Source organism: Rhodococcus gannanensis (assembly GCF_042681175.1).
In the GTDB taxonomy this organism is placed as follows: Bacteria; Actinomycetota; Actinomycetes; order Mycobacteriales; family Mycobacteriaceae; genus Rhodococcus_G; species Rhodococcus_G gannanensis.
The window spans coordinates 170,053-188,146 of the sequence record NZ_JBHUFB010000001.1; the positions used below are offsets into that span (position 1 = coordinate 170,053).

Here is an 18,094-nt window from a genome sequence, read left to right on the forward strand (position 1 = left end):
CGGCGGGAACAACGGCCGCCTCGATGTGGTTGCAGCGGTTCATGACATCTGTGAACCCGGTCCCGAACGTGACGCTCAGCGACGGCAACACCATTCCCCAGGTGGGGTTCGGGGTCTGGCAGGTTCCCGACGACGAGTCCTTCACCGCGGTCACCAGCGCCCTCAGCATCGGTTACCGCAGCATCGACACCGCCGCCATCTACGGCAACGAGGTCGGCACCGGTCGCGCCATCGCGTCTTCGGGCGTCCCGCGTGACGAGCTCTTCGTCACCACCAAGCTGTGGAACAGCGCCTCCACCCCGTGGACCCGCGACGCCGTCTTCTTCGAGTTCGAGGCGTCACTCGATCGTCTCGATCTCGACTACCTCGACCTCTACCTCATCCACTGGCCCCGCCCGATGCGCGAGGATTACCGCACCATGTGGCGGGCGTTCACCGAGCTGAAGGCAGACGGCCGCGTCCGCTCCATCGGTGTCTCCAACTTCCAGGCCGAGCAGCTGCGCACGATCATCGACGACACCGGCGTCGCCCCGGTGATCAACCAGGTCGAGTTGCACCCGGACTTCGCGCAGTCCGAGCTGAAGGCCGTGCACGCCGAACTCGGCATCGCCACCGAGGCCTGGTCGCCGCTGGGCCAGGGCCAGGGCCTGCTCGACGACCCGGTCCTCGCCCGCATCGCCGAGAAGCACCAGCGTTCCACCGCTCAGGTGGTGCTGCGCTGGCACGTCCAGTCGGGGCACATCGCGATCCCGAAGTCGGTGACCCCGCACCGGATCCGGCAGAACCTCGATGTCTTCGGATTCGAGCTCGACGCCGACGATCTCGCTGCGATTGCCGGCCTGGACGCCGCCAACCGGCTCGGCGGCGACCCCGCCACCTTCGACTGGAACTGATCGAACGGGTGGTTGTCGCGGCGTTCGCCGGGTGCGTGTTCCGACAACCACCCGTTTGCGGTCACGGGTGGAGGTGCGGTGCGCCCGGCCCACTCAGATCGCGCACAGCCTTGCCGCGCCCCGAAACGGCCAGCAGGAGTTCCAGTGCCGGGCCCCTCGCCTCGGGGCCGTCGCCGATCGTCACGTCCACGTCCGTTGCCCGCAGTCGGATGCCAGCGATGAGTTGCTTCGCACCGCCGAACGCCTCGGACGTTCGGGCCTGATACCGCAACCCACGGACGACGGCCTCGGGCAGGTAGGTGTGCTCGATTCCGAGTGGCCGACGGATGTCCTCGCCGTGGACGACCTCCTCGACGAGCCGACTGTCGAGGGGAGCCGGGGGAGTCGCCGTCAGGGGCGCTACCTCACGCAGTCGCTGCAGTGTCTGCGCAGGTGTTGCGCCGCGTTCCCGCGCGACACCCTGCTCGCTCTGGCGGTGGAAGTCGAATCTCGCCCGGACCATGTCGCGCACGAGCCCCAGCCTGGTCGTCCTCGCGTTGGCGACGAGATGCGCGGCGACGTCGTGCACCGTCCAGCCCTCGCACAGCGACGGCGTGTCCCACTGCTCGTCCGTGATTCGGGCGAGGTCGGCGACGAGGGCGACTCTTTCCGTGTGCACAATCTGCCAAACGGGGTCCATGTCGACAGTGTGCCAAGGCGGTCCGTGATTCACACGGCGGGGCAGGTGCCGCCGGACTGTCGACGTCACCTGCGCCGAACGGGTCAGGCCCGCACAGTGTTCGGTTCGCGGGTGCCACCCTCCACGTCGAGGTGCGGCAGCGTGCGGTCCAGCCACGCCGGGGCCCACCAGTTACGACGGCCGAGCAGAGCCATCGTGGCGGGCACCAGCACCATCCGGACGATCGTCACGTCCAGGAACACGGCGACGGCGAGCCCCACGCCGAGCATTTTCACGGTGATGTTCGCGTCCAGGGCAAACCCGGTGAACACCGCGATCATGATGGCGGCGGCGCAGGTGATGACGCGTCCGGTCGCCGCGAGGCCCTGCACCACCGAGCCGTGTGGGTCGCCTGTGCGCAGCCAGTGCTCCCGCACTCGGGACAGCAGGAACACCTCGTAGTCCATCGACAGGCCGAACAGGATCGTGAACATCAGGATCGGCACCCAGCTCGACACCGGCACGGGTCCCGGAAGGCCGAGTAGGTCTGCGCCCCAACCCCACTGGAAGACGGAAACCATCACGCCGTAGGTCGCGGCCACGGACAGCAGGTTCATCGCCGCCGCCTTCACTGCCACCACCGGGGCCCGGAACACCACGGTGAGCAACAGCACCGAGAGCGTGACGACGACGGCGACCACCAGCCACAGGCGGTCGGCGAGACGTTCGGAGATGTCGACGAAGGTGGCCGTCCATCCGGTCACGTGGGTGCCCTCGGGCAGCGCCGCCCGGAGCCGCTGCACCGTCTCGGTGGTGGCCTCGTCGTCGGGTGCGGACGTGGGTTCGGCCTGGATCGCCGCCGCCGTCCCCGCGCGGTTCACCAGCGGCGTGCCGACCAGTGCGACACCGGGATCGGTGCGCACCGCCGCGGCGACCGACTCGGGATCGGTGCCCGCGGCCAGGTCGACCACGACGAGCAGTGGGCCGTTCGCGCCCGGACCGAACTCGTCTGCGATCAGGTCGTGTGCCACCCGAGTCGTGTCCGACGTCGGCTGGCTGCCTGCGTCCTGCGGCCACGTCCGCATCTGCAGCACCGGCGCTGCGAGCAGCAGCAGGACCAGCAGCGCGCCGACCGCCCAGGGCAACGGCCGGCCGCCGACCCGCGCCGCCCAGCGCGCCGTGACGGTGCCGGTGCCGGTGTCGTTCCGGCGCTGCGGCTTTCGTCGTCCGAGGATCCGCCGACCCGCGAGCCCGCACAGGGCCGGGACGAGGGTGACCGACGCCAGCATCACCGCGCCGACCGTCAGGAACGTCGCATAGCCGAACGACGAGTACACCGGCAGCCCGGCGAGCCGCAGCCCGAACAGGGACACCAGCACCGTCGAGCCGGCGAACACCACCGACACCCCGGCGGTGCCGTTCGCGTACCCGGCCGCCTCGACCGGGGTCAGTCCGTCGCGCAGTCCGTCGGCGTAGCGGGTCACCAGCAACAGTGCGTAGTCGATGCCGACGCCGATGCCGACCATGCTGGCGATGGTCGGGGCGGTGGTGCTGACGTCGGTGAAGGCGGCCAACGCCGTGATCAGCGCCCCGCCGACACCGACGCCGGTCAGCGCGACGAGCAGCGGTAGGCCAGCCGCGACGACCGAGCCGAACGCGAACACCAGGATCAGCAACGCCACCCCGATGCCGATCGCCTCCGCAGCGCCACCGGGCGCGGACGTGTTCTCGTGGACCTGGCCGCCGAACTCGACCTGCAGGCCCGCCGCGCGGGCACCTTCGGCCGCGGCTTCCAGGGGGTCGGTGCCCTCGGTGCCGGTGAAGTCGGTGACGGGCACGGTGTAGCGCACGTCGAGGATCGCGGTGTCGCCGTCTGCGGACAGCCGCGGCGGCGCGACGACGCCGACGTCCGGCATCGCGGACAGGTTCGCGCCGAGTTCGGACAGTTCGGCGGAGGGAACGGCACCGTCGGGGGAGTGCACGACGACGCGGGCGTCGGCGCCGGACATTTCGGGGAACCGGTCGGTGAGCAGATGGCTGCCCGTCGTCGAGGCGAGGCCAGGGATGTCGTAGTCGTCGTGGGCCTCGCCGCCCGCGACGACCGCGAATGTCACGGCGGCCGCGAGGACCGCCGCCCAGAGGGACAGGACGCGCCAGGGGTGCGCGGCGCCGGCCGAACCGACGCGGGACAGGAAGGTGTTCATGGCACCGACGGTCGCGCGGTGCACTTGGAGAACACTTACAGCCGACTGCGGGCCGCCTCGATCCACTGCGGGCACCCGCAGCGTTCCGCCAGTTCGAGGGCCGTTTTGGCGTGCGCGGCCGCGTCGTCGGGTCGGCCGCGCAGCAGGGCGAGATCGCCGAGCACGGTGTCGACCGGGCCCATCGTGAACGCCCCGGTGTCGGCGCCGCCGAGTTGTCCGGCGTACTGCGCCAGCTGCGGGTAGAGGCCCTCTGCCTCGTCCCGTGACCCCAGGGCGGCGACCGCGATGCCCCGCTGCGTGAGGAGGAAGCTGTGGAAGAAATCGGATCTGACCGGCCGCAGCCCGACCCGATACGGCTGTACCTCGGCGGCCTTCCCGTTGGCAACGAGCGCGAGCGTGAGTGGGTCGACCAGCACGTCCCGCGCCTCCGTGTCGAGCGCCCGGATCAGATCCTCGTACTCACCGACCCGGCCCCGCGTGACCGCCAGCGAGAACAGGGCGAGCAGGAAGATTCCGTCCGCGTCCAGCTCACCGTGTTCCAGGAACTCCCGGTGTGCCCGGCGGTAGTGGTCCTCGGCGGCGTCGAGATCTCCCGCCGCGTGCGCCTCCATGCCGTGCGTCATCGAGTTCGACGCCTGGGCTTGCTTCCATCCGTACCGCTTCGCGAGCGTCTCGTTGTGCTGGAGGTGTCGTCGGCCCGTGGCGAAATCGCCACGCGCGAACGCCATCTGGAGTGCCGAGTAGTTCGCGATCAACGCGAACACCGCACGGTCCTCGTCGGCGCCGAGGGTGAGCATCTCGTCCGCGATGCCCGCACGGGCCGCGGCAGGAAGCGCCCCGTGTCGCAGCGCGAGGCGCGAGTTCAGTGCCAGGCCGAGGAGGTGCGGATCGCCGAGGCGCCGGGCCAGCGACTCGGCCTCCACACCTGCGGCCTCGGTGCGCGCGTCGTCCTCGCCGTAGACCTCGTCGACGAGGATCACCAGCAGCCGGCAGCGCTGGTCGTCGGTGAGGCCCGGCAGGGTCAGGGTTCGTTCGATCGCCGCGACGACCGGTGCGTCGATCACGCCGTACGGCCGGTTGATCCACGGCGTCGGAATGTCCCACGCCGTCAGCGATCGCACCACCAGGTCGTCACGGCCGGCGGTCTCGGCCACCGACAGTGCACGGATGCGTGTCTCCCGGGCGGGCCCCGCGGCACCGCTCACCAAGTGGCTTCGGCTGAGCCGGGCCAGGATGTCGACCCGTTCGTCGACATCGCCGCCGCCGGGCAGGCGGTCCATTGCTGTCAGCGCCTGCTCGTAGTGCACCGCCGCCGCATCGTGCGCGAACCGGGACTCCGCCTGCCGCGCCGCGTCGAGGGCGTGGTCGGCGGCGCGCCGGGCGGTCGACGACGACAGCGCGGCCCCGAAGTGGTGGGCAAGTGCCGCCGAGTCCTGGGGGCGCACCCGCTCGATCGCCTCCGCGACGCGGCGATGCCAGCGGGAACGCCGAGCCTGGGACAGGTCACCGAGCAGCGTGTCGCGCACGAGTGCATGCGTGAAGCGCACCGTGCTCGCATCCGGTTCGACGAGCAGTCCGGCGACCACTCCGGCGTCAACGGCGTCGAGCGTCTCGTCCTCGTCGAGTTCCGCGGACCGCACCAGCACCTCCACGTCGGCCTGCCTACCGATCACCGCGAGCAGTCGCAGTACCGACACCGTCACCTCGGGCAGGCGGGCGAAGCGGCGCCGCAGCACGTCGCGGACCCCCGCGGGCACCTCGGACGTCGCGACGAGTTCGCCCTCGCTGCCGAGTAGCCGCGCACTTTCCCGCAGGTAGAAAGGGTTTCCTCCGGTACGTTCGGTCAGTACTGCGACGGTCGCGCCGTCCGGATCGGCTCCGGTCACCTCGCGGACCAGAGCCGCGGCGTCGTCGCCCGTCAGTCCGCCCAGTCGGACACGTTCCGGAGCGAGCGGGGCCAGGGCCGCCAGAGCCGCGTCGAGGTCGGCGGTCGTCTCGTCCGGCCGGTACGCCACGACCAGCAGCAGCGGCACCTCTTCCGCGACCCGGGTCAGGAGGGCCAGCGTTTCGACGTCGGCGCGGTGCACGTCGTCGAGGAAGACGGCCAGTGGCCGGTCCCGGGCGGCGCCTGCGAGCCAGTCGGTGACGGCCCGGTGCAGCAGGAACCGACCGTATGCCGACGACGACGCCTCGGGTGATGCGATGAGGCGGTCGTCGAGCAGGGGTGCCAGGGCTACCGACCGGTCGCCGGGTTCGACTTCGGCGGCGAGTGCGCGCAACACCTCCACCCAGGCCCACGCCGCGGGGGCGCCCTCCGCCTCGGGGCAGCGGCCCACCAGCACCCGATGGGTGTCGAGTTCGACCCGAAGTCGATGCAGCAGTGCGCTTTTCCCGCCTCCAGCTTCCGCGGTCACGAGCACCACCCGGGACCTGTCCGAGAGTGTGGCCGCGGCGCACCGCACGGTGTCGAGCTCCGCGCGACGCCCGACGAACCACCGTTTCCCCTGCTGTTCGGGCGCCGGTGTCGACGGTGAGGTGGGTACGGGCCGCGACGCCGGGCGAGGTGGCGGGATCCGCTGAGCCAGCAGGTCCGACTCCAGTTCCTGCAACGCGGGCCCGGGGTCCAGTCCCAGTTCGTCCAACAGCACGCTGCGGGCGCGACGCAACGCGGCGAGGGCGTCGGCCTGCCTGCCACCGGCGTGCAGCGCCAGCGCGAGCAGCCGCCACGGCTCCTCCCGCAGCGGATGCGTCCGGGTCAGGGCGTCCGCTTCGGCAGTCGCCGATGCGGCATCTCCGGTGTCGAGCAGCGCCGCGGCGAGCCGTTCGCGGGCAACCAGGCGCAGCTCCTCGAGCCGCGCCACCTCGGGGGCGGCCCAGTCGTGGGCCGCGAACTCGGCGAGCGCATCACCCCGCCACAGGTCGAGGGCGTCCTCGAGGATGCGGCGCCGCTCGTGGGCGTCCTCGTGATCGGAGTCCCGGAGCAGCGACTCGAACCGCCACGCGTCGACGTCCCCGTCGCCCAGCACCACGCAATACCCCGGAGCCCGACTGACCAGGATCGTCGCCGGCGCCCGGGGCGGCCGATCGGGTTCGAGGATGCGGCGCAGATTCGACACGTACGCCTGCAGCGCGCCGAGGGCACGGGGAGGTGGTTCGCCCTGCCAGAGGTCCTCTACGAGGCGGTCCACGGACACCACGGCGCCCCTGGCGACCAGCAGCAGTGTCAGCAGGGCGCGCTGGCGGGGTCCGCCCAATTCGAGCTGGCGGGGCCCGCCCAGCTCGAGCTCCCCGTCGCCGGTCTCCGCGTGCATCGAGCCCAGGACCCGTACGTACACCGCACAAGAGTAGGTCGTCGCAGGTCAGCGCGCGGCCCAAGTGCGTTCCAAGAGTTGTCCAAGTGGCGGGGCAGACCCTCGGTTCGACAACCGATCCGGTCCCGGATCACCCCGAGCGAGGAGAACGTCATGAGCACCGCAGTCGCCGAACGCCCCGACACCACCGAGATGCGCCTGATCCACGACATGTTCCGGCGCGGGTTCGGTTCCGTGCCCGACCTGGTGCGCGGTGTTCCCGCCGGGGACACCGCCCGGGCCGCTCGCGTCGTCCGGTTCCAGACCGAGCTGACCACAGGGTTGCACCATCACCACACCACCGAGGACGAGATGATGTGGCCGCTGCTGCTCGACCGCGTTCCCACCGATCACGCCCTGGTCCTGCGGATGGAGGAGCAGCACGAGCGGATCGCGGAGCTGATCGAACGGGCGGAGACGCGGGCGGCGGAGTTCGAGCGGACGGCCGCCGTGCCCGACGGTGAGGCGCTCGCGACGACCGTGACCGCCCTCGGTGTCGCGCTCGACGAGCATCTCGCGGAGGAGGAGGGCAGGATCCTTCCGCTCGTCGAGGAATCGCTCACCGTCGCCGAATGGGAGGCGATGGGGGAGCGCGCCCGCGAGGGCGTGCCTCGGGACCGGCAGTTCATCCTGCTCGGGTACGTGATGGACGGCATGCCGGAGGACGAGCGGGCCGAACTGCTCGCCGCCATGCCGCTGATCGGCAGGCTGATGTGGCGGTTCGTCGGTCGCCGGGCGTTCGTCAGGGAGTACCGGGACATCTTCGGCGCCGACCCGTCGTGACCGTGTCCCCCGGTCCGTGGTCAGGGGACGGGCATCGCGGCGAGGTGCGCGAGCAGCTCCGACGCCGCGGCTCGTCCGCCGCGATTGGCGCCGATGGTGCTGGCGGACGGTCCGTACCCGAGCAGGTGCACGCGGGGGTCGGCCGCGACCTGTGTCGCGAGCCGCCCGGTCATGGTGATGCCGCCGCCGGGGCCGCGGAGCCGTAGCGGTGCCAGGTGGTCGAGGGAACTGCGAAAACCGGTGCACCACAGGATGACATCGACGTGTTGCGTGCGACCGTCGGCCCACCGCACCCCGTCCGGGACGATCTCTGTGAACATCGGCAACCGGTCCAGGACGCCGCGCTCGCGGGCCGCCCGCAGTGCCGGGGTCAGCGGCAGGCCCGTCACCGACACCACCGATCCGGGCGGCAGTCCGCGCCGCACGCGGTCCTCGACGAGCGCGACGGCGGCGCGGCCCTCCTCAGGTGTGAACGGGGTGTCCCGGAACTCCGGCGGCCGTCGGGTGACCCACGTGGTGGTCGTGACCCGGGAGATCTCGTCGAGCAGCTGGACCGCCGAGATGCCGCCGCCGACCACCAGGACGTGCCTGCCGGCGAACTCCTCCGCGGTGCGGTAGTCGCGGGTGTGCAGCATCTCGCCGCGGAAGGACTCGGCGCCCGGATAGCGGGGGACGAACGGGCGCTCCCAGGTGCCGGTCGCGTTGACGATGCCGCGGGCCGTGACGCCGCCCCTGTCGGTCTCGATGCTCAGCGGACCGGAGCCTGCGCCGTGATCGCACACGACCCGGACGTGCACCGGACGTCGAACCGGCAGGTCGAAGCGTTTCTCGTATTCGGCGTAGTAGCGCGGGACGACCTCCGACGCGGGCACCTCGTCGGGCGGAGACCCGTCCAGGACGTCGGTCATCGGCATCCCGGGCAGGTCGTGGACGCGGTTGACCGTCGTCAGGGTCAGGGTCGGCCATCGGAACTGCCACGCGCCGCCGGGCCCGGGGGCATGGTCGAGCATGACGAAGTCGGCACCGGCCCGGTGCAGGTGATAGCCGGCGGACAACCCGGCCTGGCCGCAGCCGATCACGGCGACGTCGACAATTTGCTGCACAGTGGCAACCCCTCCGGTCGAAACGGTACGGTCACCATCATGATCGGGACCAGCCGTGACGGCGATGTGGTGACCATCGAGTTGCAGCGCGAGGATCGACGGAACGCGCTGAACACCGAACTGTGCGTCCTGTTGCGCGACGCCGTCGACGAGGCGGTCGCGGACGGGGCCCGCGCGATCGTGCTCACCGGGCAGGGCCGGGCCTTCTGCGCGGGGGCCGATCTGTCGGGTGACGTCTACGCGGACGGATTCACCGACACCCTGTTGGAGATGGTGCACAGTATCGACGCGGCGCCCGTTCCCGTGATCGCCGCGATCAACGGCCCCGCGATCGGTGCGGGGACGCAGCTGGCGATCGCGTCGGACCTGCGTGTCGTCACCCCGGACGCCTTCTTCGCCATCCCCGCGGTGAAGCTCGGGATCTCCGTGGACTCGTGGACGGTCAAGCGCCTCGCATCGCTGGTCGGTGGCGGACCGGCCCGCACGATCCTGCTCGGCGCGGAGCAGATCTCGGCGGCCGACGCCTACACCTTCGGGCTCGCGAACAAGATCGGCGATCTCGCCACGGCGCAGGAGTGGGCCAAGCGGATCGCCGCGCTGGCACCGCTGTCGCTCCGCCACCTCAAGATGGTCTTCAACGACGACGGAACGCAGGACGAGCCGCCGCAGGACCAGCTCGACGCACTGCACGCCGCATGGTCCAGCGAGGACATGCTGGAGGCGTCGCGTGCGCGGCAGGAGAAGCGCACGCCCACCTTCCGGGGTCGCTGACATGGGAACGCGGGGAGTGATTGCGGCCGCGGTGACTGTGGCCGCCGCCGCGGCCGTGGGCCGCGCTGCATGGGGTGTGCCGGGGCAGATCGGTGCCTCCGCGGCGGCGATCGCGGGAGCTGTCACCGGCTCGGACGGCTACCGGGACAAGCAGTTTCACAACACCGACCCGAGCAGCCCGGTCGTACGCGCCGAGGGCTCGAGCATGCTCTCGTCGGTCCTGACGAAGCGCCGTCTCGGCCGGCCCCGGCAGCCCATCCCGCTGGCGACGCCCCTCGCCCCCGCGAAGGCCGGTGACCTGGCCGTCACCTGGTACGGACATGCGAGCGCTCTCGTCGAGATCGACGGTGCGCGCGTGCTCACCGACCCGGTGTGGAGTCACCGTGTGTCGCCGTCGGGCGTGATCGGACCGGCACGACTGCATCCCACCCCGGTGGACATCGACGCGCTGCCGGCAGTCGACGTGGTGCTGATCTCGCACGACCACTACGACCACCTCGACAAGGCGACGATCACCGCCCTGGCACGGACGCAGAGTGCAGTGTTCGTGGTGCCCAAGGGAATCGGCGCGCACCTGCGGCACTGGCGGGTGCCCGCGGACCGGATCGTCGAGCTCGGCTGGGAGGAGTCGACCACCGTCGCCGGGCTCGAGATCACCTGTACCGAGGCGCGGCACTTCTCCGGTCGCGGACTGCGCCGAAACACGACGCTGTGGTCGTCGTGGTCGGTACGCGGACCGAACCACCGCTTCTACTTCGGCGGCGACACGGGGTACACGCCACGCTTCGTGGAGATCGGGGAGCGGCATGGTCCGTTCGATCTGACGCTGCTGCCGGTCGGCGCCTACGACGAGCACTGGCCGGACATCCACATGAACCCCGAGGAAGCGGTGCGCATGCACACCGACCTCGGCAGGGGGGACGCGACCGCCGGCGTGCTGGTGCCGATCCACTGGGCAACCTTCAACCTCGCCTTCCATCCGTGGGCCGAGCCGATCGTCCGGCTCCTCGCCGCATCCGATCCCGCCGGTACCCGGGTTCGGGTCCCGATGCCGGGGCAGCGCATCGACGCGTTGCGCCCGGGCGTCCAGGAACAGTGGTGGCTTCGCCCGGCTTAGTGGCCGTATTTCCGGACATCGGGCCCGACCGCCCAGTGCAGCGCTGGGTGACGACAAGTCCAGCTCGAACCATCCTCGGACGTGCTACACATACCGCAAACGGCTGGAGGGGGCGGTTGTGTCGGGTCCGTATCGGATTGTCGTCTGGGGGCCAGGCGACATGGGTGGCAGGGCGCTGCAGACGGCGCTGCGATCGCCCGACTTCGAGGTCGTCGGGGTGAAGGTCTTCAGCCCGCACAAGCACGGCCGGGACATCGGCGAACTGGTCGGCCTGCCGCCGGTCGGGGTGCTGGCGACCACCTCGAAGGAGGAGATTCTCGCGCTCGACGCGGACTGCGTGGTGCACACGCCGACCACGCCGGCCCTGATCCAGGGCGCCGACGCGGACGTCCTTGACCTGTTGGAGTCCGGCAAGAACGTCGTGTCGGCGGCGTCGTACCACAACCCGTCCATGCCGACCTGGCTGTCGACTTCCCGCTCCCCGTTGGAGGTGCTGCGCACCGTGAGCGCCATGAAGGTCACCGGCCAGGCGTTCGGGGCGGAGCTGTCGCGGGGGCTCGCGGCCCTGCGGGTCGGCATGAAAGTGGTCGATTCGGCGCCGCTTCGACCCCTCCGCCCGCGTCTGGAGCGCCTCGCGGAACCACTGGTGGACAAGGCGATTCCGCGCCGACCGACGGGCGACCGGCTGCAACAGGCATGTCTGAAGGGCGGCGTGTCGCTGCACGGCACCGGATTGCACCCGGGCCTGATGGTGGAACAACTGCTGCTTCGGCTGGCGGGACTGCTCGACAGTGTCGAGACGGTGCGGTTCCTCGAAGTCGGTGACCTGTCCTCGGCGCCCGACGGCATGTGGGGCGGGCTGGAAAGCCTCGGCTTCGGCATGCCGCTGGCGGCGGTGGACTCCAACCACGCCATCGCGCTGATGCAGCACTTCTACTTCGACGCGGTGATCTCGAACGTCGCCCACGCACTGCGCGGGGTGGGACCGGAACGGGTGCGGGTGGAACGGCACGTCTACCCGGTTCCCGCCCGCGTGCGGATCGAGGCGGGGGGCACCGTGATCGAACCGGGCGCCGTGGGCGCGATCCACATGGCCTACCACGGCTATGTGGACGACGAGCTCTTCATGACGAACGAGGAGTGCTGGCATGTCGGGGCGGGGAACGCCCACCTCGGCCCGGACCATCCGCGGAGCCTGGCGGGCGGTCACATCATCGCCCTGGACGGCGATCCCGCGCGCGTGGAGTTGCGCAACGAGATGGACGACGAGTCGTTCAGTGCCGACTGGACCGCTGTCACGGACATCTCGGTCAAGGCCATGCTCGACGTTGTCCCGGCGCTGTGCGCGGCACCGCCCGGGGTGGCGACACCCGACCTGAGCCCGCGGCACCGACTGGAGCACGTATGACCTCCCTGCCCGTCTCGGTCGCCGTGCTCGGCACCGGTGTGCCCGCCGACCGTATCGCCGCCGCCGTCGACGGCCGCGCCGACCTCACCCTGACGGCACACCGTCCCCTGACCGAGGCTCCACCGTCCGGGACGACGCTGGTGGTCGTCGTGCCCTCCCTCGCCGACGACGTGAAAGCGCTGGTGCCGCAACTGCTCCGGGACGCGTTCGACGTGATCTCCACCGCGCCGCCGGAGTCCGAGACCGAGATCAGCGAGGCCTGCGTCGCCGCAGGCCGAACCTTCCACTCCACCGGCGGCTTCCAGTCCGCGGTGGCGGCGCGCATCACCCGTTCGCTCGCCGCGGCCGTTCGCGAGGTCGACCACCTCGAACTCGTCGAGGAGATCGCGCTTCCCGCCGAGGGCCTGCACCCGTGGAGTTCGCCGAGCGAGTCGGGTGTCGGTGGTTCCGCCGACGCGGCCAGGGCTGCAGCGACGGCCGTCGCGGGCTGGTACACGGCCGGGCTGCGGGTACTCGAGGAGGGTGGGTTCGGCACCGTCACCGATGCCGAATCTGTCGTCACCGTCGAAGTCGACGCCGACGAGTGGGGCGCGGTGCACACCGTCACCGCCACCCACGTCCTGGACGACCGTGTCACCTACCGATCCGTGCGCACTGCAGGCACGGCGCCGCTGCGGTACCGGCTGACGACGACCACGGCAGTCGGTCGCAGTACCGCCACCGTCGAGTTCCAGCCCGCGGGCGGTGTGCACCCGGCCGAGCACCTCACCGCACGCGAGGTGCTCGACGCGATCCGGCCCGTACACGAGAGCGGGCCCGGCATCAGTCGTCGAGACCTCGCCATCACGTACCTGTCGCGCGACGAGCGGCTCTGACCCGCCCGGCGACCGCCCCTCGGCACGACACGGGACGGGCGGTCGCGCGGTGGGTGGGACCCGGACCGGCCTAATCTGAACAGCATGGCCAACGACGAGGTTCATCCGGTCGGGACGCTGGCGCCGGACGACGTGGACGTGCGGACCGGACTGACCGACGAGCAGGTCGCGCGGCGCCGCGCCGAAGGCAAGACGAACGACGTTCCGGGGCGCGCGAGCCGGTCGGTCAAGGAGATCGTCCGGGCGAACGTCTTCACCCGCATCAACGCGATCCTCGGTGTCCTGCTGGTCATCGTCCTCGCGACCGGATCGATCATCGACGGGATGTTCGGCTTGCTGATCATCGCGAACAGCGCGATCGGCATCATCCAGGAGACGCGGGCCAAGAGAACCCTCGACAAGCTGGCGATCGTCAGCCAGTCGCAGCCCCTCGTGCGCCGAGCAGGCGCCGCGACCGCGATGGCCCCGAGCGAGGTCGTGCTCGACGACGTCATCGAGCTCGGCGCGGGAGACCAGATCGTCGTCGACGGCGAGGTCGTGGAGGGAGAGCTGCTCGAGATCGACGAGTCGCTGCTCACCGGTGAGGCCGATCCGGTGCACAAGCAGCCCGGTGACCAGGTGCTGTCGGGCAGTTTCGTCGCCTCCGGCAGTGGTGCCTACCGGGCCACGAAGGTAGGCCGCGACGCCTACGCCGCCAAACTCGCGGCCGAGGCGTCGAAGTTCACCCTGGTGCACTCGGAACTGCGCAGCGGTGTCGACAGGATCCTCAAGGTCATCACCTACATGATGATCCCGGCGGGTGCGCTGATCATCTACAACCAGCTGTTCGTCAGCGAGCAGGATCTCGGAGGCGCGCTCAACGGGATGGTCGCGGCCCTGGTGCCGATGGTCCCCGAGGGCCTGGTGCTGATGACGTCGCTGGCGTTCGCGGTCGGCGTCATCCGGCTGGGGCGCAGGCAGTGCCTGGTGCAGGAACTGCCCGCCATCGAGGGGCTGGCCCGCGTCGACGTCGTGTGCGCCGACAAGACGGGCACCCTCACCGAGAACGGTATGCGGCTGTCCGAGCTGCGGCTGCTCACACCCGACGACCCCGCGGGCGCGCAGTCCCGGCTGGAAGCCGCACTGGGCGCGCTCGCAGGCGACGATCCGCGACCGAACGCCAGCGTGCTGGCCATCGCCGAGGCGTACGGGGACGACCCGGGGTGGTCGGCGACCGGCATCGCACCGTTCTCCTCCGCCAAGAAGTGGAGCGGAATCTCATACGGCGCCAACGGCAACTGGGTGCTCGGCGCCCCCGACGTCCTGCTCGACCCCGAGTCCGACGCGGCCCGGACCGCGGAGGAGATCGGTGCCACCGGACTGCGGGTGCTGCTCCTCGGCGAGTGCGACCTCGCGGTCGACGACGCCGCCGCACCGGGCCGGGTGACGCCCCGCGCGCTGGTCGTCCTGGAACAGCGGGTTCGTCCCGACGCCGCCGACACCCTGGCCTACTTCGCCGAACAGAAGGTCGAGGTCAAGGTCATCTCCGGCGACAACGCGGTGTCGGTGGGTGCCGTCGCGGGATCGCTCGGACTGCCAGGCGGTGACCACGCCGTCGACGCCCGGGACCTGCCCGAAAACCGGGACGCGCTCGCCGACGTTCTCGCCGCGGAGACGACGTTCGGGCGGGTGCGACCGGACCAGAAGCGAGCGATGGTCGGTGCGCTGCAGTCCCGCGGGCACACTGTCGCGATGACCGGCGACGGCGTCAACGACGTCCTTGCACTCAAGGACGCCGACATCGGTGTCTCGATGGGATCGGGCAGCCCCGCGACGCGGGCTGTTGCCCAGATCGTGTTGTTGGACAACAAGTTCGCGACCCTCCCGTACGTTGTCGGCGAGGGGCGCCGGGTGATCGGCAACATCGAGCGGGTCTCCAACCTGTTCCTCACCAAGACCGTGTACTCGGTGCTGCTGGCGCTGCTCGTCGGGCTCTCCGGCGTCGCGTCCGAGCTGTTCGACTTCGAGCCGATGCCCTACCCGTTCCTGCCCCGCCACGTCACCATCGCGGCCTGGTTCACGATCGGTATCCCGGCGTTCATCCTGTCGCTCGCGCCGAACAACGAGCGGGCGCGCACCGGGTTCGTGCCGCGGGTCATGCGGTTCGCGATCCCCTCGGGGCTGGTCATCGGGGTCGCGACCTTCGTCGCGTACACGCTGGTCTACGCCGGGCCCGAGCAGACCGAGACGCAGCAGATCCAGGCAGGCACCACCGCCCTGATCACACTGATCACCATCGCGCTGTGGGTGCTGGCGATCGTCGCCAGGCCGTACGTGTGGTGGAAGATCATCCTGCTCGCGGGGTCCGTGCTCGGGTACGTGGTGCTGTTCTCGGTGCCGTTCTTCCGGGAGTTCTTCAAACTGGATCCCTCGAACGTCGGCGCGACCACCACGGCATTCGTGTGCGGCGGTGTCGGCATCGTGCTCGTCGAGCTCGGCTGGTGGGTGTCGGGACGCCTCCACGGGGAGAAGCGGCAGCTCTTCTCGCTGCCCGAGAAGCCCGGCGAGCAGTTGTCGGAAAGCGTGTCCTGATCCACAGTCCGCTGTCAGTTGGGGTTGTGGCGGCTGTCAGGGAAAGCTGTGAGACTGGATCCAGGGGACTGACCCCGCTGAGAGGAGAGCCATGAGCTTGGTCAACACGTTGAAGGACCTGTTCGGAAAGGGACAGAAGTACGCCGCCGAGAACTCCGACAAGGTGGAGGGCGCGATCACCAAGGCGGGCGACTTCGTCGACGGGAAGACCGGCGGCAAGTACTCCCAGCACATCGACAAGGCGCAGGACGCGGCGAGGAAGGCCATCCCGAAGGACGTTCCGCCCGCCGACGGAACCAAGTAGTCCACACCCACTGCACAGGAGCCGTACCGTGCGCACTCGTTCGTCCACCGATCACCGTGTCGAGCTGCTGTTCGACAAGGACTGCGGCTTCTGTGTGTGGTGCGCGGGGTGGCTGGAGCGACTCGACCGCAACGGCCGCGTCACGGCAACGCCGCTGCAGAAGGCCGGAGCCGTGGACCATTTCGGTGTGACGATGGACGAGGCGCTGGAGCAGGCGTGGGCGATCGACGCGTCCGGGCAGCGGTTCGCCGGTGCGGGCGCGATCAACGCCGCGCTGTCCGGTGTGCTGGGAAGCCGAATCCCCTTGCACATCTACCGAATCCCCGGAATCCGGCAGGCGCAGGACGCGCTGTACCGGCTCGTCGCCCGCAACCGGCACCGGCTGCCCGGCCGGGGCGGCAGCTGCGCGATCGGGTGATGTGAGCGTCGCCGGGCTGCTGCTCGTCTTCGTCGCGGCCGTCGTGGTCGCCGGATTCGCGAAGCGGCTCGGCTTCCAGGTGCCGCTCGTGCTCGTCACGGTCGGCGCCGCGGCGTCGTTCGTGCCCGGTGTGCCGACCCTGGTGATCCCGCCCGACGTCATCCTCGGGGTCGTGTTGCCACCACTGCTGTACTCGGCAGCACTCGATTACTCGTTCAACACATTTCAACGCAACATCCGGTCGATCCTGCGGCTCGGTATCGGCATGGTGGTGGTCACCGCCGTCGCGGTCGGGGTGTTCGCGAACTGGCTGGTGCCCGAGCTCACTCTCGGCGCGGCGTTGGTGCTCGGCGCGGTGGTCGCCCCGCCCGATGCGGTGGCCGCGGTCAGCGTCGGCCGCCGGCTCGGACTGCCCGAACGGATGATGGCGATCCTCAAGGGGGAGAGCCTGGTCAATGACGCCGCCGCACTGACGCTGTTCACGCTCGCCGCCGCCGCGGTCACGGGGACACGCATCTCGATCGACTCGCCGATCCTCTATTTCGGCTACGAGATCGTCGGCGGAGTCGGCGTCGGACTCGTCCTCGCCCGGATCGTCCGGGCGGTCCGGGCCCGGATCTCGGACTCCGCACTGGAGACCGTCCTCGGCCTGATCCTGCCCTTCGTGGCGTACCTCGCGGCCGAGGAGATCCACGCCTCCGGCGTGCTCGCCGTCGTCACCGCCGGATTCGTGCTGGGACGCAACGCCGGCGACGAGTCGGTGAGCACCCGCATCCAGGAGCGATCGGTGTGGCCGACGGTCGACCTGGTGCTCGAGACCTTCGTGTTCGCCTACATCGGATTGCAGTTCAAGACGGTCATCGACACCGTCCGGGCCGACGGACTCCCCGTCCACCACGTCTTCGCCTACGGCTTCGCCGTGCTCGCGCTGGTCATCTTCATTCGGCCCGCCTGGATCTTCCTCAACGCGGGCAGGCGCCGCGCGATGTCGCGGTTCACCGCGCGCGCGGGGGAGCCGCTCACGTGGCGGCAGAACCTGGTGATCTCGTGGGCGGGCATGCGGGGCGTCGTGACGCTGGCGGCGGCCGCCGGTGTGCCGCTGGCGGTGCAGTCGGGTGAACCGTTCCCCGGACGCGGGGTCATCCAGGCGGTCGCGTTCACCGTCGCCGTCGGGACCCTGCTGATCCAGGGGTCGACACTGCCGATGCTCATCCGCTTCCTCGACGTCGCGGACCCGGACGAGGAGCTGCGCGAGTCGCAGCAGGTTGCGATCGCGCGGCAGATCTCGAAGGACGCGGCCGAAGGGGTGCTCGCGGACATGCTGCGGAAACTCCCCGAGGGAGTGCGGGATTCGGAGGTCGCGGAGCTGGTCGAACGGGTCCGTCGCTCCACCCAGGCGCGGCTGGCGGCGGAGCGCGCGGAGGACGCCGGCGAGCACGAATCGGAGGCGTCGCGGCTCGGCGCGCAGTTCAACCGGCTCCGCGGCGACGTCCTCAAGGCGCAGCGCCGGGCACTGATCGAGGCCAGGGACACGGGCGATCTGGACGACGAGGTGCTGCGCAGGATCCTCGCCGAACTCGACCTCGAAGAGGCAGCCGCCGAGGCCCGGATACGACGACAGCGGTGGTGACCCCCCGAC

14 protein-coding genes are annotated in these 18,094 nt (G+C 70.5%); 10 read left to right on the top strand and 4 right to left on the bottom strand.

Translation table 11 applies throughout. From position 1 onward, the window contains the following. Window positions 1–41: 41 nt before the first annotated feature. Window positions 42–893: an aldo/keto reductase gene (locus ACFSJG_RS00895; protein WP_378483366.1), complete on the top strand. Its 852-nt coding sequence runs from the start codon at window positions 42–44 to the stop codon at window positions 891–893. Window positions 894–954: 61 nt separating this feature from the next. On the opposite strand, the gene ACFSJG_RS00900 is transcribed toward ACFSJG_RS00895, so the two are convergent. The 3 genes from ACFSJG_RS00900 to ACFSJG_RS00910 form a co-directional block, all read right to left on the bottom strand. Continuing rightward, window positions 955–1,572, bottom strand: a complete 618-nt coding sequence (locus ACFSJG_RS00900) for a maleylpyruvate isomerase family mycothiol-dependent enzyme (protein ID WP_378483312.1) — start codon at window positions 1,570–1,572, stop codon at window positions 955–957. A gap of 83 nt (window positions 1,573–1,655) precedes the next feature. After that, window positions 1,656–3,755, bottom strand: a complete 2,100-nt coding sequence (locus ACFSJG_RS00905) for an MMPL family transporter (RefSeq protein ID WP_378483313.1) — start codon at window positions 3,753–3,755, stop codon at window positions 1,656–1,658. Between the two features lie 35 nt (window positions 3,756–3,790). Further along, on the bottom strand, window positions 3,791–7,090 hold the full coding sequence (locus ACFSJG_RS00910; protein ID WP_378483314.1) for a BTAD domain-containing putative transcriptional regulator: 3,300 nt from the start codon (window positions 7,088–7,090) through the stop codon (window positions 3,791–3,793). A gap of 129 nt (window positions 7,091–7,219) precedes the next feature. On the opposite strand from ACFSJG_RS00910, the gene ACFSJG_RS00915 reads away from it, so the two are divergent. After that, the gene (locus tag ACFSJG_RS00915; RefSeq protein WP_378483315.1) at window positions 7,220–7,888 is read left to right on the top strand and encodes a hemerythrin domain-containing protein; all 669 of its coding nucleotides are present in this window, start codon (window positions 7,220–7,222) and stop codon (window positions 7,886–7,888) included. A gap of 20 nt (window positions 7,889–7,908) precedes the next feature. On the opposite strand, the gene ACFSJG_RS00920 is transcribed toward ACFSJG_RS00915, so the two are convergent. After that, complete coding sequence (locus ACFSJG_RS00920) at window positions 7,909–8,991, bottom strand: NAD(P)-binding domain-containing protein (RefSeq protein WP_378483316.1); 1,083 nt, start codon at window positions 8,989–8,991, stop codon at window positions 7,909–7,911. A 39-nt stretch (window positions 8,992–9,030) separates the two neighbouring features. On the opposite strand from ACFSJG_RS00920, the gene ACFSJG_RS00925 reads away from it, so the two are divergent. The 8 genes from ACFSJG_RS00925 to ACFSJG_RS00960 all read left to right on the top strand — a co-directional run bounded on the left by ACFSJG_RS00925 (window position 9,031) and on the right by ACFSJG_RS00960 (window position 18,085). Further along, window positions 9,031–9,762, top strand: a complete 732-nt coding sequence (locus tag ACFSJG_RS00925; protein WP_378483317.1) for an enoyl-CoA hydratase — start codon at window positions 9,031–9,033, stop codon at window positions 9,760–9,762. 1 nt (window position 9,763) lies between these two features. Then, window positions 9,764–10,879, top strand: coding sequence for an MBL fold metallo-hydrolase (locus tag ACFSJG_RS00930; RefSeq protein WP_378483318.1), 1,116 nt, complete (start codon window positions 9,764–9,766; stop codon window positions 10,877–10,879). Between the two features lie 118 nt (window positions 10,880–10,997). Then, window positions 10,998–12,287 carry a hypothetical protein gene (locus tag ACFSJG_RS00935; RefSeq protein WP_378483319.1) on the top strand — a complete coding sequence of 430 codons (1,290 nt, stop codon included), beginning with the start codon at window positions 10,998–11,000 and terminating at the stop codon, window positions 12,285–12,287. Further along, window positions 12,284–13,162: a hypothetical protein gene (locus ACFSJG_RS00940; RefSeq protein ID WP_378483320.1), complete on the top strand. Its 879-nt coding sequence runs from the start codon at window positions 12,284–12,286 to the stop codon at window positions 13,160–13,162. The genes ACFSJG_RS00935 and ACFSJG_RS00940 overlap by 4 nt, the downstream gene beginning before the upstream one ends. Before the next feature lie 84 nt (window positions 13,163–13,246). Next, a complete protein-coding gene (locus ACFSJG_RS00945) occupies window positions 13,247–15,733 on the top strand; it encodes a cation-translocating P-type ATPase (RefSeq protein WP_378483321.1) in 2,487 nt (828 codons plus the stop codon). 91 nt (window positions 15,734–15,824) lie between these two features. Further along, the gene (locus ACFSJG_RS00950) at window positions 15,825–16,037 is read left to right on the top strand and encodes an antitoxin (protein ID WP_378483322.1); all 213 of its coding nucleotides are present in this window, start codon (window positions 15,825–15,827) and stop codon (window positions 16,035–16,037) included. 28 nt (window positions 16,038–16,065) lie between these two features. Further along, window positions 16,066–16,455, top strand: a complete 390-nt coding sequence (locus ACFSJG_RS00955; protein WP_378483323.1) for a thiol-disulfide oxidoreductase DCC family protein — start codon at window positions 16,066–16,068, stop codon at window positions 16,453–16,455. A 1-nt stretch (window position 16,456) separates the two neighbouring features. Beyond that, window positions 16,457–18,085 carry a Na+/H+ antiporter gene (locus ACFSJG_RS00960; protein WP_378483324.1) on the top strand — a complete coding sequence of 543 codons (1,629 nt, stop codon included), beginning with the start codon at window positions 16,457–16,459 and terminating at the stop codon, window positions 18,083–18,085. Window positions 18,086–18,094 lie beyond the last annotated feature (9 nt).

Coding starts and splice junctions, on each gene's coding strand:
- ACFSJG_RS00895 (WP_378483366.1), top strand. CDS start 42: ATGACATCTGTGAACCCGGTCCCGAACGTGACGCTCAGCGACGGCAAC.
- ACFSJG_RS00900 (WP_378483312.1), bottom strand. CDS start 1,572: ATGGACCCCGTTTGGCAGATTGTGCACACGGAAAGAGTCGCCCTCGTC.
- ACFSJG_RS00905 (WP_378483313.1), bottom strand. CDS start 3,755: ATGAACACCTTCCTGTCCCGCGTCGGTTCGGCCGGCGCCGCGCACCCC.
- ACFSJG_RS00915 (WP_378483315.1), top strand. CDS start 7,220: ATGAGCACCGCAGTCGCCGAACGCCCCGACACCACCGAGATGCGCCTG.
- ACFSJG_RS00925 (WP_378483317.1), top strand. CDS start 9,031: ATGATCGGGACCAGCCGTGACGGCGATGTGGTGACCATCGAGTTGCAG.
- ACFSJG_RS00930 (WP_378483318.1), top strand. CDS start 9,764: ATGGGAACGCGGGGAGTGATTGCGGCCGCGGTGACTGTGGCCGCCGCC.
- ACFSJG_RS00940 (WP_378483320.1), top strand. CDS start 12,284: ATGACCTCCCTGCCCGTCTCGGTCGCCGTGCTCGGCACCGGTGTGCCC.
- ACFSJG_RS00945 (WP_378483321.1), top strand. CDS start 13,247: ATGGCCAACGACGAGGTTCATCCGGTCGGGACGCTGGCGCCGGACGAC.
- ACFSJG_RS00950 (WP_378483322.1), top strand. CDS start 15,825: ATGAGCTTGGTCAACACGTTGAAGGACCTGTTCGGAAAGGGACAGAAG.